Genomic DNA, 16,953 nt, shown 5'->3' with positions numbered 1-16,953 from the left:
ACAGAAATTATGGTCATCGACATTTATTTCTACATCACTCATTTTAAACTGACTAGGATGTTCATAGCCTGCTGCATGTGTGATTTCAATTAATTCTTTTCTAAAAGTTTTAAAGTATTGTGCTAAGCGTTCAGATTTTAAAGGAATATCTATACCATTTTGTAACCATTTACTTTGCGTAGCTATACCTGTAGGACAGCGGTTTGTATGACAAATTTGAGCTTGGATGCATCCAATGCTCATCATAGCTTCACGAGCTACGTTAATACAATCAACTCCCATTGCAAAAGCCATAGCAGCTTTAGCAGGGAAACCTAACTTACCACTCCCAACAAATACAATGCGATCCGTTAAGTCACGCTTTTGAAATAATTTATAAATATCACTAAAGCCATAAATCCAAGGTAATGAAACGTGGTCAGCAAAACTTGGAGGAGCAGCACCTGTACCACCTTCACCACCATCTACGGTAATAAAGTCTGGTCCACGATTTTCAGTTTTCATAATGTCAGCTAGTTCTTCCCATTGCTCTAGCTTTCCTATAGCTGCTTTAATTCCAACAGGTAAACCTGTCGCCTCAGCAATGGCTTCAACAAAATTAATTAGTTCTGGCACATTAGAGAACGCTTTATGGTTTGGTGGAGATAAAACATCTTTACCAACTTCAACACCTCTAATTTCTGCTATTTGCTTTGTGATTTTTGCTCCAGGTAATACACCTCCTTTTCCAGGTTTAGCACCTTGAGATAATTTTACTTCGATAGCTCTTATAAACGGATTGTCATTAACCAGTTTTACCATCTTTTCCATTGAAAATCCGCCATCATCAGCACGTACACCAAAATAACCTGTTCCGAAATGAAATACCACATCACCACCATTACTATGATAAGGAGATAAACCACCTTCACCTGTATTGTGATATGCGCCAGCAATTTTAACGCCCTTATTTAATGACTCTACTGCTTTTGCTGATAATGACCCAAAACTCATGGCTGAAACGTTAATAATTGAAGCTGGTCTATATGGTCGCTTACGTTTATTATGAGCTCCCATAACTTTTGCGCAAGGCACAAACGTCTTATCTGCTGCGCTTGGGTGATTCTCTTCAACCTTATATGGCATCATGGCATTATTAATAAATATGTGTTGATGTGCATAAATATCTCTATCAGTACCAAAACCCTCGTAGTTGTTTTCCTTTTTTGCAGAAGCATAAATCCAACCACGTTCAATACGATTAAAAGGGAGTTCTTCTCTGTTGTTAGCAACAAAATATTGACGCATTTCTGGACCTATACTCTCTAACCAGTAACGAAGATGCCCAACAATTGGAAAATTATGACTTATAGTATGACTACTTTGGAAGAATATATCACGAATTGCAACTATTGCAAGAACAATAACAATCCATAACCACCATGAAATCGAGCCTAAAAATTCTAAAATAGAATCCATATAATTAATTGTTTAAATAATCTATAGTGAGTTGAGTAAATGCTTTTACGCCAAGCAGCATACCGCTTTCATCAATCATAAAGTCTGGAGTGTGGTGTGGAAATGAACCTTTAGATTCTTCGGATAGATTCATACCTCCTAAAAAGAAATAAATACCAGGTACTACTTCTTGAAAATAAGAAAAATCTTCACCTCCTGTGGTGGCTTTCATTGTTTTAACATTTTCAGTACCCGCTACTTTTTGAAGAGATGGTAACATTTTATCAGTCAATTCAGGATTATTAAAAGTAATGGATGTCTGGTTTCTGAATGAAATTTTGGCTTCTCCACCATAAGCTTTTGCTATAGTCTCTGTCATTTCTTTCATACGTCTCTCAATCATTGTTCGCATTGTTGGCTCTAAAGTTCTTACCGTTCCAATTAATTGTGCCGTTTCCGGAATAATATTAAATCGTGTTCCTGCGGTTATTTTTCCAACTGTAATCACTGCGGCTTCATCTGTTAACTTGGCTTCTCTACTAATAATAGTTTGCAATCCATCAATAATTTTTGCTGAAATCAAAATTGGGTCAACACCAGACCAAGGCTGTGAGCCATGTGTCTGTTTTCCTTTTACATCAATTACGAAGCGCTCTACAGAAGCCATTATCCCTCCTTTTTTATATTTTAAAGTTCCAACAGGAGTACCTGCGTTTATATGTAGACCAAAAATAGCATCTACTTTTGGATTTTCTAAAACACCTTCTTTAATCATAAGTTTTGCACCACCTTCTTCTCCTGGTGGAGGCCCTTCTTCTGCAGGTTGAAAAATAAATTTTACAGTACCTTTTATTTTGTCTTTATGTTTAGATAAGACTTCTGCAGTTGCCATTAAAATTGAAATATGAGTGTCATGACCACAAGCGTGCATTACACCAGTTTCGGTATTTAAAAACGTTGTTTTTGCTTTAGATTTAAAAGGTAAATCGTTACGTTCTGTTACAGGAAGCGCGTCAATATCTGCTCTAAGTGCTACCACTTTGCCTGGTAAATCACCTTTTAATAAACCAACAACGCCAGTTATAGCAACACCGGTTTTAACTTCTAAACCTAAAGATTTAAGATGAGCTGCAATTTTTTCTGCAGTTTTAAATTCTTGATTAGATAGTTCTGGATTTTCATGAAAATGTCGACGCCATGCTATTAATTTGTCTTCAATATTAATAATGTCTTGTTCTATAGTATTTTGCGCAAAAGAAAAGGAACATGCAAATAATACTACAGCTAAAAAGGTCTTCATACGTTTATAATTTGCACTAAGATATTGAAAATAGATAAAACAGAACTCTTAATACATTGTTTATAATTATTGGTTTTTATCTATGGTAAAACCTAAGACAATTCTTAATTTCACATTTCGAAAAAAATAGTCTTTGGAAAAATATCTTAGTCAGCTTAACGACGCACAATTAGCACCAACAATACAGAAAGAAGGCCCAATGATAATTATCGCTGGTGCAGGTTCTGGTAAAACGAGAGTTTTAACTTTTCGTATTGCTTATTTAATGAGTCAAGGTGTTGATGCATTTAATATTTTGGCCTTAACGTTTACCAACAAAGCTGCTAAAGAAATGAAGGGTAGAATTGCTGATATCGTTGGTGACGGTGAAGCAAAAAACCTTTGGATGGGAACTTTTCACTCTGTTTTTGCTAAAATATTACGTTTTGAAGGGCATCACCTAGGTTTTCCAAGCAACTTTACTATATACGATACTCAAGATTCTCAGAAGCTAATGGGTTCTATTATTAAGGAAATGGGACTAGATAAAGACATCTATAAGACTAAGCAGATTTATAGCCGTATTTCATCTTATAAAAACAATCTTGTTACAGTAAAGGCATATTTCAAAAATCCTGAATTAATGGAAGCTGATGCTATGGCACGACGACCAAGAATGGGAGATATCTACAAAGAATATGTTGACCGTTGCTTTAAAGCTGGAGCTATGGATTTTGATGATTTGTTACTACGTACTAATGAATTGTTAACTCGATTTCCTAATGTGCTCGCTCAATATCAAAATAAGTTTCGTTATATATTAGTAGATGAGTATCAAGATACCAATCATTCGCAATATTTAATAGTGAGAGCTTTGGCAGATCGTTTTCAAAATATTTGTGTAGTTGGCGATGATGCACAAAGTATTTATGCGTTTCGAGGTGCAAACATTAATAACATTTTGAATTTTCAAAAGGATTATGATGGTGTTAAAATGTATCGTTTAGAGCAGAATTATCGTTCTACAAAAAATATTGTTGGAGCTGCTAATTCGGTTATAGAACATAATAAAACAAAGCTTGATAAAATTGTTTGGACGGCTAATGATATTGGGGAAAAAGTAAAAGTGCATCGTTCGTTAACCGATGGAGATGAAGGACGTTATGTGGCGAGTACAGTTTGGGAAACCAAAATGAACGAGCATGTACCTAATAGTGATTTTGCAGTTCTGTATCGTACCAATGCTCAATCTCGTGCTATTGAAGACGCTTTGAGAAAAAGAGATATTCCTTATCGTATATATGGAGGTCTATCGTTTTATCAACGAAAAGAAATAAAAGATATAACAGCTTATTTGCGTTTAATTTTAAATTCTGCAGATGAAGAAGCTCTAAAACGAGTTATTAATTATCCGGCAAGAGGTATTGGTCAAACGACTATAGACAGATTGGTTGTTGCTGCAAATGCGACAGGAAAGACTATTTATGATGTTATAAAAGATATTGATTCTGTTTCCATCAATATTAATAATGGCACAAAGAATAAGCTTAGAGATTTTGTAACGCTCATTGAAAGTTATAAAGTAATGAATCAAACAGCTAACGCTTTTGATTTAGCTGAGCATGTTACAAAGACTAGTGGATTAATTAGAGAATTAAATAAAGATGGAACTCCTGAAGGAGTAACACGAATGGACAATGTCCAAGAATTATTAAATGGTATTAAGGATTTTGTAGAAGGTCAGTTAGAGTTGGCTGATGTAGGTGATTCTTTAGCAGAGTTTTTAGAAGATGTAGCACTAGCGACGGATTTGGATGCCGACAAAGGTGATCCAGATCATGTGGCTTTAATGACTATTCACTTAGCGAAAGGCTTAGAATTTGCACATGTATTTATTGTAGGAATGGAAGAGGATTTGTTTCCAAGTGCTATGAGTATGAATACTAGAAGTGAACTAGAAGAAGAACGTCGTTTATTTTATGTAGCTTTGACCAGAGCAGAAAAGCAAGCATATTTAACCTATACGTTGTCTAGATATCGTTGGGGAAAATTAATTGATGCAGAGCCAAGTCGTTTTATTGAAGAGATTGACGATGAGTTTGTGGATATTGTTACTCCACTAAAAGAGCAGCGTTTTAACCCAATGATAGACGAGTCTATATTTGGTGATATTGAGCCTAACAGAATAAGATTTGCAAAACCAAAGACAGCAAAAATGCCAAAGAAGAAAGTAAAAGCTAAACCTGAAAATTTTAAAATTAGCACACCTAAAAAAATGAAGCCAGTCACAAAATCTGAGACTGATTCTAATGATTATGAAGGTAAACTAGTTGTTGGCAGTAAGGTGAATCATCAACGATTTGGTAGAGGTGAGGTAATTAAGATTGAAGGAACTGGTGGTGACGCAAAGGCAGAAATTAAATTTCAAAAAGGGGATACTAAAAAATTATTATTGCGCTTTGCTAAGCTAACAATTATGAGGTGATTATTTCACCATACAAACAGAATTAATATGACCTTTGTCGTCGTATTCTTTAACAGTATTAATAGGGTCAGTAATCCACTCTCCATCTACAATGAACTTATAATGGTACTTGCCTCCAGAAAGTTTTTCATTATATATCCAGCAGTCGTCCACTTTAGTCATTTTATAGTTTTCTTCAGACCAGTCGTTAAATTCTCCACTTAGAATTACAGTCTCTGCATCTGGAAAATCACACAATCGGAATTCAACAGTTTTTTGCACATCAATCACTGAGTTAAAACCATGGTGATTATTTTTAGTCATAGAAGGGTTTTGAGGATCTTCTATCCATTCACCATCAACAATAAACTTATATTCATAAATATCTGGGCGTAATTGCAAAGTGACTTGCCAGCCATTTTCAGTTGGTTTCATTATAAAACCATTTTCATCCCATCGATTAAAAGTTCCACTTAGAATAACATTTTTTGCATTAGTAAAACCTTTGAGTTTAAAACTAACATTACCATAGATAGTTGCAAAGGCGCTATATAGCTTAAGATTATATGTCATTAATGGATGACCTCGATAATCTTTTGCGTCAGCTATATTTTCAAAATTTATAGAAGGTTCTGCCCAATGTTCACTATTAACAATAAACTTAAATTCCCAATCAAAATCAGAAGTAAATATTGAGAGCTGTTTGCGTAGCTGATAAATAGAGTCATTGACTTTATCCATCTTCCATTGATCTTTTGCCCAATTGTTAAATTCTCCAGAAACAAAGACATTATCTATAGTGTCTCCATTGTTTAAAATGTTAGGGTAATCATTGGCGTCAAATATAAAAATGACATCTTCTCCTTCAATTTTGTATCCTTTAATGTTATGATTTTGAGCATAACTATTAAATGAAAAAACAAGAAAGCATAAAATAGTAAAAATATAATTAAGTTTAATTTTCAAGGTTCTATTATTGGACTCTTAATAAAGTAGAGTTTCTTTTTTTTGTAATTAATAATTGTTCTTTTTTGAGCGAAAAATTCGAAACCTAAGATTCCGTCTAGATTTGTGCTAAAAGCATTATTCATCTTTTTTAAGTTCGTTAGCACTGTTTTCATTGGACCAAAGTAAATTGAATCATTCAACCTAACTCTATACAACTTTCCTGCCAGAACTTTCATTTTCTTACCACTAGCACCTGTAAGCTTCAATTCTTTACTAAGATAAAAATAATCTAAAATTTCTGAATCCAAGTCTTTGTTAAGTTGATTATACTCTGCTGCGGTATCTAATCCAAACTCTACTTTTTTATCGCCAACAAAAGCATTTAAAACTATTGTATGCTTTTTAAGTTTAAAATTGATACTATCATGAATAGTCTCAGCATAAACTTTATCTGATAGTCGCTTACCATTCCTATCCGTTTTTGTTAAAGTAATTTGATTAAGGTGCATATCTACAAATACTTCGAAATCTTTTAAAACACTATAGCCAATAATACCTAAAAGTTCAATCTTTTTTGTTTTTTCAATATGAGATAAGTCTATAATATCTGCATTTAGTTTTTCTAAACTTAAATCTTTGATGCTTAATAGATCCAAGTGTCTCTCTTTAACGTTTTCAATATCATTATGAATACCACTTTTCTGTTGACCGTCTTCTCTATACTTCCTCGTAGGTTTAAAGTGCTCACTGTTTAATATAAATGATTCTGACCCAGTATCTATAATAAAGTTACCTTCCTTGTCGAGAATTTCGACTTCTACAACTATGAGTTGATCGATAATTTTAAATGGGATACGTGTTGTAGAAGCATTTAGAATCTCTGCTTTGGTGAAAATTAGAGGTGGTTTAGCTTTAGGCGGAATAACTTCATTTGCAAATAGTTGCGCAGAAATTAAAAATGCGATAATGATTTTGATTGATTGATGCATACTATATAGACTAGCAATTAGTTTGCATTGTTACAGTAATTAACATTTTTAACAATTCTATATAAAAAGGGATAGGTATATTGATTTATAGCCTAATACTTATAATTGTTGAGATGAAAATCAGTTTTAAGTGCTTCATAATGTAAATAATAGTTATTTTGTAACGTATTTGAAAGATACATATTATGGCAGAGTTTATTAAAATTTATTCAGAGAATCCTAATCCTAAGGCAATTCAAAAGGTTGTTGATGTGCTTAAAAAAGGTGGATTGGTTATCTATCCAACTGATACTGTATATGGTTTAGGTTGTGATATTACTAATATTAAGGCTTTAGAGCGTATCGCAAAAATTAAAGGAGTAAAGCTCGAGAAGTCGAATTTTTCATTTGTTTGTGAAGACCTGAGTAACTTAAGTGATTATGTTAAGCAAATTGATTCGACGATTTTTAAAATTTTAAAACGCGCATTACCAGGTGCATATACATTTATTCTTCCAGGTTCTAAGAACTTACCAAATCCGTTTAAGAAGCGTAAAACAGTTGGGATTAGAGTGCCAGACAACTCAATAGCTTTGGCTCTAGTAAATGCTTTAGGTAACCCAATAGTTTCAACATCGATTCGTGATGAAGATGAAGTGGTAGAGTACACCACTGACCCTGAACTTATTCTCGAAAAGTGGGATAACTTGGTTGATATTGTTATTGACGGAGGTTATGGAGGTAATGAAGCTTCTACAATAATTGATTTATCTGAGGACGAGCCAATTATAATTAGAGAAGGTAAAGGTCATCTTGAAATTTTTTAAACTTTTTTAAACAATTTTGAAATTCTATTTGAATTGCTGTAAAATAGTATAATTGAAATCAATCCACATATCAGAAAGCCAACAAAAAGTGGTGTAACTGAATCCGTAATGAAACTTCCTATATAATTTGCTATTGGCACAGCCATAACCGTAGAAATAAAACCATTAAGTGCAGAGCCAATACCAGCAATATGTCCCATAGGTTGCATTGCTAAGGCACGAAGATTTCCAAATAAAAAACCAATAGTGAAAAACTGAAGAGCAAAGAAGGTAATTAAGATTTCAATACTTGGATTGTTTCCAGAATGGTAAAGAGCAATGAATACTAAGGAAATTAGTATAAAACTAATCATTGAAATATGCACGATACGTTTCATACCATATTTAACGACGAGTTGACTATTCATAAAAGTAGCTAAACCAACTGAAATTGCTAAGCTTGCAAAAATGAGAGGAAATTCCTCAGCAAGATCATATTGCTTTTCAAAAATTTGCTGAGAGGTACTCAGATAAACCATAAAAGAACCAGTTATGAATCCGGATAGGAGTGTATAAATAACAGCAGATTTTATTTTGAAAAATTGAATCGTTCCTGTTTTAAAAATTGAGAGACGATAAGGAATTCTGTATTTATCATTTAAGGTTTCTGGTTGCCTTAACCAAAACCAAAGTATAACCAATATACCAAAGGCTAATGTAAAGGTGAATATAAATTTCCAGTGGTAATGATTCATTAAAAATTGCCCTAAAGTTGGCGCAATTACAGGAATTAATATAAATACCATAACAACGATAGATATTATTTTTGCCATATAATCACCTTCGTAAGAATCTCTAATCATTGCAATACTCATAGTTCTTGGTGCTGCTAGACCAATACCTTGTAACACACGGCCAAATAGCATCATTTCAAAACTTTTGGCTGTAATACAAATGATTGAGGCAATTATAAAAAGAATAAAACCAGCATAAACGATAGGTTTACGACCAAAACTATCTGATAAAGGACCAAAGAGAAGTTGCCCAAAACCAAGTCCTAAAAAGATTGTCGTTATAAGTTTTGGATTGTCTAATGGGTTAGAAACATTTAAATAATCACCAATAATTGGTAATGCAGGCAATACAGCATCAATAGATAAAGCTACTATAGACATTAGTGCTGCCATTAAGACAACGAACTCTAGTTGTGATCGTTTTTGCATGGCGCAAAAGTAAATCAATTATTGCCTATTTTTGGATAGATGTAATACTAAAATCAGATATTAATATTTAATTCGCATATAGTATGCTAAAAGACACACTCATCAAATTATTTACTCGAGATTTAAACGCTTTAAAACATGAAGTAGATTTATATAAAGATGAAAAAAATCTATGGATTGTAACTAAAGATATTTCAAATTGTGCTGGAAATTTATGCCTGCATATCCTAGGAAATCTTAATCATTTTATTGGTGCTACCATAGGTAATTCAGGATATGTAAGACAACGTGAATTAGAGTTTTCACTGAAGGATGTTTCAAAAACTGAATTAATTAAGCAAGTTGATGACACTATTATTGTGGTAGAAAAGATTTTAGATAGTTTGAAAGATGAAGATTTGCAGAAAGAATATAAGCGTAGTGTTTTTGAAGACACCATGACTACAGAATATTTCTTAGTACACTTAACAATGCATTTGGCATATCATTTAGGACAGATTAATTACCATAGACGTTTACTTGATAAATAACACACATTTTAAATACGACATAAAACTAAATTGATTTGTTCGGCAAGAGCCTTATGACAAGCGTATATTTGTATAAAAAAATAAAAGGAAATGCAGCATTTAAAGGACAAGCCTGAAAAATCAAATAATAAAAAATCAAAAGTTACTTTAAGGACAGCATTTAAGACTATTATTTGGCCACGACGTAAATTAGTGTTCTTGGGTTTAATTCTAATAGTTATCCGTAGTTTGGCAGGTTTTGTTTTGCCATTAGAAAGTAAAGTATTACTAGATGAGGTTGTGCCAAATAAGGACTATACACAGCTATACTCACTAATCGGAATAGTGATTGGTGCAATATCAATACAAGCAATAACATCTTTTTTATTAACTAAAGTATTGAGTATACAGGCACAATATTTAATTAGCGAATTAAGAGCACAGGTACAAAGAAAGGTATTATCATTACCTATTAGTTTCTTTGATAATACAAAATCTGGAGCTTTAGTATCGCGTATTATGAGTGATGTCGAAGGAGTTAGAAATCTCATTGGGACAGGATTGGTACAATTAGTTGGTGGCTCATTCACTGCAATTGTAACTTTAGTTATTTTATTGAGAATGAATGTTTGGATGACACTATTTACATTTATACCATTATCTATTTTCGCGTTTATAGCTTTGAGAGCATTCAAATATATTCGACCAATTTTTAGAGCTAGAGGGAAAATTAATGCAGAAGTTAAAGGGCGTTTAAATGAAACTTTAGCTGGTGTTAGAGTAATTAAAGCCTTTAATGCCGAAGAACAAGAGAATAAGGTTTTCGAAAAAGGAGTAGACAATATTTTTCAAAACGTAAAAAAGAGTTTAACTGCAACTGCTATAATGACAAGTTCTTCTACGTTTTTGATTGGTTTAGCAACGACGGGAATAATGGGTATTGGTGGACATTACATGATCCAAGGAGAAATAACTCCAGGTGATTTTTTACAGTTCACATTTCTATTAGCATTTATGGTTGCTCCAATTGTGCAAATGAGTAACATTGGTAGCCAATTAACAGAAGCATTAGCAGGTTTAGATCGTACAGAAGAACTTATGAATTTAGCTACGGAAGATGAGCAAGTTGATAGAACTATTCAATTAGAAAATATAAATGGAGATATTAAATTTAAGAATGTGTCTTTTGCGTATGAAGATGGAAAACCAGTCTTGCATAATATCGATTTTGATGCTCCATCTGGTTCTGTAATTGCTTTGGTTGGTAGTTCGGGTTCTGGTAAGTCTACTATAGCAGGTTTATCCGCAACATTTTTAAACCCAGAGTCTGGTATGATTACAATTGACGGACAAGATTTATCAAAAGTAAAACTGAGTAGTTTTAGAAAAAACTTGGGAGTTGTGTTGCAAGACGAATTTTTGTTTGAGGGTACTATTAGAGAAAATATAATGTTTCCAAGACCAAATGCAACAGATGCACAACTTCAAAATGCTGTAAAAGCGGCTTATGTTGATGAATTTACAAACCGCTTCGATGACGGTCTAGAAACATTAATTGGAGAGCGAGGCGTAAAATTGTCTGGAGGACAACGACAACGAATAGCAATTGCTAGAGCTATTTTGGCAGATCCAAAAATTATTATTTTAGACGAGGCAACGTCTAACCTAGATACAGAGAGTGAAGGATTAATTCAAAAAAGTTTGTCAGAGTTAACTAACAATAGAACAACGATAGTTATAGCTCATAGACTAAGTACCATAAAGAAAGCAAACCAAATTTTAGTTATAGAAGCTGGTCGCATTGTTGAGCGTGGTACGCATGATGAGTTGCTAAAAACTAAAGGACGTTATTATGATTTATACACTTTTCAAGCAAAGATTTAAGTGTTAAACGCATCATAAACTCCAAGAACCACAGCACATTTTGTATAACTTAGAATCTATAAAGAATTATTTTATATGAAATTCAGAATTCAACTTGCTATTGCTGTAGTATTAATTGTTTCAAATATTACTAATGCACAAGATTTAACCTTCGAAGAATATAATCCTAAGTCAACACTCGTAATACCAGGTGAAATTGTAAAGCGAGCCAAATTTCCTTTTATTGATGTGCATGGTCACCAATATCGTATGGCTACTCAAAATTTAAAACCTGTAATTACAGCTATGGATACATTAAACCTGCAGGTAATGGTGAATTTAAGCGGCAGAACAGGTGAAAACTTAAAACAAGCTCTAGCTAATGCAAAGACCAATTATCCAGGACGTTTTGTGTTGTTTTGTAATATTGATTTTGAAGGCGCTGGTTCTAATGATTGGGTTGAAAAAACTGTAAAACAATTGGAGGCTGATGTTAAAGCTGGTGCTGTTGGTCTCAAAGTATATAAAAGTTTAGGCTTACGTAATAAAGATTCGGATGGAAAGCGTTTAGCTATTGATGATTCTCGATTAGACCCAATTTGGACTAAGTGTGGTGAATTAGGGATTCCTGTTTTAATTCATTCAGCAGACCCGAAATCTTTTTGGGATGAATTTGATGGTAACAATGAGAGATGGCTCGAATTAAAAACACGACCAAATAGAAAGCGTGGAGCAAATAATCCTGTGCCATGGAAACAGATTATTAATGAGCAACATAATATGTTTAAAAAGCATAAGAACACAACGTATATAAATGCACATATGGGGTGGTTTGCTAATGATTTAAGTAGGTTAGGAGAGTTATTAGATGAACTACCAAATATGAATGTAGGTATTGGAGCTATTATAGCAGAGTTAGGTCGCCAACCTAGATTTGCTAAGACATTTTTTGAAAAATATCAAGATCGTATTTTGTTCGGAAAAGATAGCTGGAAGCCTGATGAGTTTCCGACTTACTTTAGAGTACTAGAATCTGATGATGAATATTTTCCGTATCACAAAAAGTATCATGCCTTTTGGCCAATGTATGGTTTAGATCTATCAGATGAGGTTCTTAAAAAAGTGTATTACAAAAATGCATTACGAATTGTACCTGGTATAGACAAAAGTAAATTCCCTGAGTAGTTATGAGTTTAGTATTTGATAATTTTAAAATAGAACTATTGAATGGAAGTGGAGGTGAAACTTTCTATAATTTAATTGATAAGAATAGAATTAGACTCGAAGACTTCTTTGCAGGAACGGTTTCTAAAACAAGAACGCTTGATGATACTTTAACTTATTGCGTTGAAATTCAAAATAGAATTCAATCCAAAACCTATTTTCCTTATATGATTACTGATATAAACACTGGAGAATTTATTGGTTTAGTAGATGTAAAGAATATAGACTGGAATGTTCCGAAAGCAGAACTTGGTTCATTTATTGATAACCAATATGAAGGTAAAGGTATTGTAACAAAAGCAACAAATTTAGTTGTAGATCACATTGTTGAAAAGTATGATTTCATCAAACTATTGTGTAGAGCTAATAGCCGAAATAAAGGTAGCATCGCTGTTATCCTTAAAAACGGATTTGAGCTCGAAGGTACTATTAGAAACGACTATAGAACTACAAAAGGAGAAATTGTTGATTTAAACTATTATGGTCGTGTGTTTGATTAAAGCGGAATATTACCATGCTTTCGTTTAGGTCTATTAACCTCTTTGTCTTTTAACATACTAAAGGCTTTTATCAATTTACGTCTTGTGTTTTTAGGTAGAATCACTTCATCTACAAAGCCTCGTTCAGCTGCACTATATGGATTAGCAAATAGTTCTGCGTATTCTGCTTCTTTTTCTTTCCATTTAGCCTCTTTATCATCTGCGGAAGAAATTTCGCGCTTAAAGATGATTTCAGCTGCACCTTTGGCGCCCATAACAGCAATCTCTGCCTTTGGCCAAGCAAAATTCATGTCAGCTCCAATGTGTTTAGAGTTCATTACGTCATATGCACCACCATAGGCTTTTCTAGTAATTACAGTAACACGTGGCACAGTAGCTTCACTAAAAGCATAGAGTAATTTAGCTCCATGAACAATGATACCATTCCATTCTTGATCTGTACCTGGTAAAAAACCTGGAACATCTTCTAAAACTAAAAGAGGAATATTAAAACAATCGCAAAACCTCACAAATCTAGCTGCTTTCTTAGAACTTTTAACGCCTAAAACACCAGCCAAAAACATGGGTTGGTTAGCAACAATACCAATAGATTTTCCTCCTAATCGAGCAAAGCCAACAATAATATTTTCGGCATAGTCTTTATGAATTTCGTAAAATGAATCTTCATCTATTATGCCTTCAATTACCTGATGCATATCATAAGGTTTGTTCGGATTGTCTGGAACAATATCAGATAGGCTTTCTCTAATTTCGTCATTTAATTCAAAATCTAAATCTTCTGGTTTTTCCCTATTACTTTGAGGTAAATAACTTAATAATGTTTTAACATCTTCTAAGCATTCTATGTCATTTGAAGAGGTTTTGTGAGCTACACCAGATTTTGTAGAATGTACACTTGCTCCACCTAATTCTTCACTCGTTACTTCTTCATTTGTAACAGTCTTAACTACGTTTGGACCAGTGACAAACATGTAGCTTGTGTCTTGTACCATAATCGTAAAGTCCGTCATTGCTGGAGAATAAACTGCACCACCAGCACAAGGTCCCATAATAGCTGAGATCTGTGGAATCACACCAGATGCTTGTACATTTCTGTAAAATATATCTGCATAACCACCTAAAGAACGTACGCCTTCTTGAATACGTGCACCACCAGAATCATTCAGGCCAATTATAGGTGCTCCTACATTGACAGCCATATCCATTATTTTACAAATCTTCTCGGCATGAGTTTCTGATAAAGATCCACCAAAAACGGTGAAGTCTTGCGCAAAAACATAGATTAACCTTCCATCAACTGTTCCGTAACCAGTTACTACACCATCTCCATAAAACTTTTGGTTTTCCATACCAAAGTCTTTAGTTCTGTGTGTAACCAGTGCACCGATTTCTTCAAATGAACCTTCGTCTAAAAGATATAAGACGCGTTCTCTTGCGGTTAGTTTTTTCTTTTGATGTTGTTTATCAATTCGTGCTTGTCCACCTCCTAGTTTAGATAAGGCTATTTTGTCGTTAAGTGTTTTTATTTTAGAATCCATAGTGTCTGTGTTTTGTTATTCTGAACTTAATTCAGAATCTAGTTTATAATGTGGATTAGCTTGCGCTGAATCTTTGATTTCCGCATTAAGTGCGGAATAACATTATTAATTAGGTAATCTTAATAATTTTTGATCTTCTAAATATTGTTTTAGAGCAATTTTTGCAGCAATTTCTGCTTCTTTGCGATGTTGCTCTTCTAATAGGCTAGGTGAGTAATAATTTTTAACAAAGTGCGTGTCAAAATTCCCGCTTCTAAAAGCTTCGTGCTCACAAACAAAACGCCCAAAAGGTAAGGTGGTTTGCACACCCTTTACATGGTAGTTGTCAATGGCTTTTGTCATTAACTCTATAGCTTCCTCTCTTGTACTTCCGTAAGTAATTAACTTAGATAGCATAGGGTCGTAATAAATAGGAATATCCATACCTTCTTCAAAACCATTATCAACTCTAATGTTTTCTCCTTCAGGAAGTCTGTATATTTCTAGGTTTCCTACACTAGGTAAAAAATCATTCATAGGATCTTCTGCATAGACTCTGAGTTCTAAAGCATGACCATTAATTTTTAAATCTTCTTGTTTTATGTCTAATTTTTCTCCTCTAGCGACTTTAATTTGTAATTCAACTAAATCAACTCCAGCAATCCATTCAGAAACTGGGTGTTCTACTTGAAGCCTAGTATTCATTTCTAAAAAGTAGAAATTGTGGTCAGCATCTAGAAGAAACTCAACAGTTCCTGCTCCTAAATAATCACATGAGCGTGCCACACTAATGGCTGCTTGTCCCATTTCTTCTCTAAGTTCTGGTGTTAATACAGAAGAAGGTGCTTCTTCAACTACTTTTTGATGACGACGTTGTATAGAACATTCACGTTCAAAGAAATGTAGAATATTTCCATGACTATCAGCCATTACTTGAATTTCAATATGACGAGGTGAGGTCACATATTTTTCAACAAAAACAGAGCCATCACCAAAAGCAGAAGTTGCTTCACTAATAGCACGTTTCATTTGATCTTCAACATCTTCTTCTTTTTCAACAACACGCATGCCTTTTCCTCCACCTCCTGCTGCAGCTTTGATTAATATAGGAAAGCCAATCTCTTTTGCGATTTCTACAGCCTCTTTAGGGTCAGTTACAGCTCTATCAACTCCTGGAACCATTGGAATATTGTAATCCTTAACAGCATCTTTAGCTGCTAATTTATCTCCCATCATTTCAATAGCCTTAGATCGTGGTCCTATAAATGTGATGTTGTTTTTTTCTGCTAATTCAGCAAAATCAGAATTTTCACTTAAAAACCCATAACCTGGATGAATACCATCTACATTTAATGCTTTAGCAACTTCTATGATTTTGTCTCCTTTTAAATAAGATTGATTAGAAGGTGCTGGACCAATACAAACGGCTTCATCTGCATATTTTACATGAGGTGCATTTCTATCTGCTTCAGAAAATACAGCAACAGTTTTGATGCCCATTTTCTTTGCTGTTCGCATGACGCGAATTGCAATTTCTCCTCTATTTGCTACTAGAATTTTTTTCATGAAAAATTTAGATTTTTCGTTCCCTTGAAAAGGGGAATATTATTTTGTTCTATATTTATAAGTCTGTGTAAACCTTTATGGAATTATACTATGCTTCAAACTCTATTAAAAGTGAGTTTTTATCAACGGTTTCACCTTGTTTTACACCTATTGATTTTATAACACCATCTCTTGGAGAATTAATAACATTCTCCATTTTCATGGCTTCGAGAATTAGTAAAGCATCATTTTCTTTAACTTCATCACCTTCTGTTACACTAATTTCTAAAATTAAACCAGGCATAGGTGCTTTGATGTCATTGACTTGTTTTGATGCTCCAATCTCAAAACCTAAAATTTCAATCTGTTGATCTAAATTATCATGAATATCAACGTCATAAACATTATTGTTTACTTTAATTGAATACAATTTCTTATTAAAATCTGAGCTTATTACTGCAGCTTTAATAGAAGTATTGTCTTGTAAAATGTGATAGTAGTTTGCTGAGGTTTCAATGGTATCTAGTGTTTTCATGGTTTCTTCGGATATATCGAAGCTATGAGAACTGTTGACTTTTATTTTATACATAAACTATGAGTTATTAACGAATTGCTAAATTATAACTTAATCGACTTACAAAATATGAAAATAATCAGGTTATTTTAAGAA

14 protein-coding genes are annotated in these 16,953 nt (G+C 33.5%); 6 read left to right on the top strand and 8 right to left on the bottom strand.

Features of this window, described 5'->3' with window-relative positions:
- Positions 1-1,458, bottom strand: a 1,458-nt coding sequence (locus QZZ53_RS13685; RefSeq protein ID WP_296385653.1) for an FMN-binding glutamate synthase family protein, incomplete at its 3' end; no start/stop codon positions are given.
- Between the two features lie 4 nt (positions 1,459-1,462).
- Positions 1,463-2,737 (bottom strand): amidohydrolase, encoded by a 1,275-nt coding sequence (locus tag QZZ53_RS13680; RefSeq protein WP_296385652.1) that lies wholly within the window; start codon positions 2,735-2,737, stop codon positions 1,463-1,465.
- Between the two features lie 133 nt (positions 2,738-2,870).
- Here QZZ53_RS13680 and QZZ53_RS13675 point away from each other — a divergent pair, with 133 nt between their 5' ends.
- Positions 2,871-5,201 carry a UvrD-helicase domain-containing protein gene (locus tag QZZ53_RS13675; RefSeq protein ID WP_296385650.1) on the top strand — a complete coding sequence of 777 codons (2,331 nt, stop codon included), beginning with the start codon at positions 2,871-2,873 and terminating at the stop codon, positions 5,199-5,201.
- On the opposite strand, the gene QZZ53_RS13670 is transcribed toward QZZ53_RS13675, so the two are convergent.
- Entirely contained in the window at positions 5,202-6,146 is a 945-nt protein-coding gene (locus QZZ53_RS13670) for a hypothetical protein (protein WP_296385647.1), read from the bottom strand.
- Positions 6,143-7,117: an aspartyl protease family protein gene (locus QZZ53_RS13665; protein ID WP_296385645.1), complete on the bottom strand. Its 975-nt coding sequence runs from the start codon at positions 7,115-7,117 to the stop codon at positions 6,143-6,145. The genes QZZ53_RS13670 and QZZ53_RS13665 overlap by 4 nt, the downstream gene beginning before the upstream one ends.
- Before the next feature lie 185 nt (positions 7,118-7,302).
- On the opposite strand from QZZ53_RS13665, the gene QZZ53_RS13660 reads away from it, so the two are divergent.
- The gene (locus tag QZZ53_RS13660; protein WP_296385643.1) at positions 7,303-7,923 is read left to right on the top strand and encodes an L-threonylcarbamoyladenylate synthase; all 621 of its coding nucleotides are present in this window, start codon (positions 7,303-7,305) and stop codon (positions 7,921-7,923) included.
- Here QZZ53_RS13660 and QZZ53_RS13655 read toward each other — a convergent pair.
- Complete coding sequence (locus tag QZZ53_RS13655) at positions 7,920-9,125, bottom strand: multidrug effflux MFS transporter (protein ID WP_296385641.1); 1,206 nt, start codon at positions 9,123-9,125, stop codon at positions 7,920-7,922. The two genes, QZZ53_RS13660 and QZZ53_RS13655, sit on opposite strands and share 4 nt — an antisense overlap.
- Before the next feature lie 83 nt (positions 9,126-9,208).
- Here QZZ53_RS13655 and QZZ53_RS13650 point away from each other — a divergent pair, with 83 nt between their 5' ends.
- The 4 genes from QZZ53_RS13650 to QZZ53_RS13635 all read left to right on the top strand — a co-directional run bounded on the left by QZZ53_RS13650 (position 9,209) and on the right by QZZ53_RS13635 (position 13,221).
- On the top strand, positions 9,209-9,655 hold the full coding sequence (locus tag QZZ53_RS13650) for a DinB family protein (protein ID WP_296385638.1): 447 nt from the start codon (positions 9,209-9,211) through the stop codon (positions 9,653-9,655).
- Between the two features lie 90 nt (positions 9,656-9,745).
- Positions 9,746-11,518, top strand: a complete 1,773-nt coding sequence (locus QZZ53_RS13645) for an ABC transporter ATP-binding protein (RefSeq protein WP_296385636.1) — start codon at positions 9,746-9,748, stop codon at positions 11,516-11,518.
- A gap of 75 nt (positions 11,519-11,593) precedes the next feature.
- Complete coding sequence (locus QZZ53_RS13640; RefSeq protein WP_296385633.1) at positions 11,594-12,682, top strand: amidohydrolase family protein; 1,089 nt, start codon at positions 11,594-11,596, stop codon at positions 12,680-12,682.
- A 2-nt stretch (positions 12,683-12,684) separates the two neighbouring features.
- Complete coding sequence (locus tag QZZ53_RS13635; protein ID WP_296385631.1) at positions 12,685-13,221, top strand: GNAT family protein; 537 nt, start codon at positions 12,685-12,687, stop codon at positions 13,219-13,221.
- On the opposite strand, the gene QZZ53_RS13630 is transcribed toward QZZ53_RS13635, so the two are convergent.
- From QZZ53_RS13630 to QZZ53_RS13620, 3 genes are all read right to left on the bottom strand, one after another.
- Complete coding sequence (locus QZZ53_RS13630; protein ID WP_296385629.1) at positions 13,218-14,759, bottom strand: acyl-CoA carboxylase subunit beta; 1,542 nt, start codon at positions 14,757-14,759, stop codon at positions 13,218-13,220. The genes QZZ53_RS13635 and QZZ53_RS13630 overlap by 4 nt on opposite strands.
- A 105-nt stretch (positions 14,760-14,864) precedes the next feature.
- A complete protein-coding gene (gene accC / locus QZZ53_RS13625) occupies positions 14,865-16,304 on the bottom strand; it encodes an acetyl-CoA carboxylase biotin carboxylase subunit (RefSeq protein WP_296385627.1) in 1,440 nt (479 codons plus the stop codon).
- An 88-nt stretch (positions 16,305-16,392) separates the two neighbouring features.
- Positions 16,393-16,872 (bottom strand): acetyl-CoA carboxylase biotin carboxyl carrier protein subunit, encoded by a 480-nt coding sequence (locus QZZ53_RS13620; protein WP_296385625.1) that lies wholly within the window; start codon positions 16,870-16,872, stop codon positions 16,393-16,395.
- Positions 16,873-16,953: the final 81 nt, after the last annotated feature.

Source organism: Winogradskyella sp. (genome assembly GCF_016744625.1).
Lineage (GTDB): Bacteria > Bacteroidota > Bacteroidia > Flavobacteriales > Flavobacteriaceae > Winogradskyella.
This window is presented reverse-complemented; position numbering and strand designations above follow the sequence as displayed.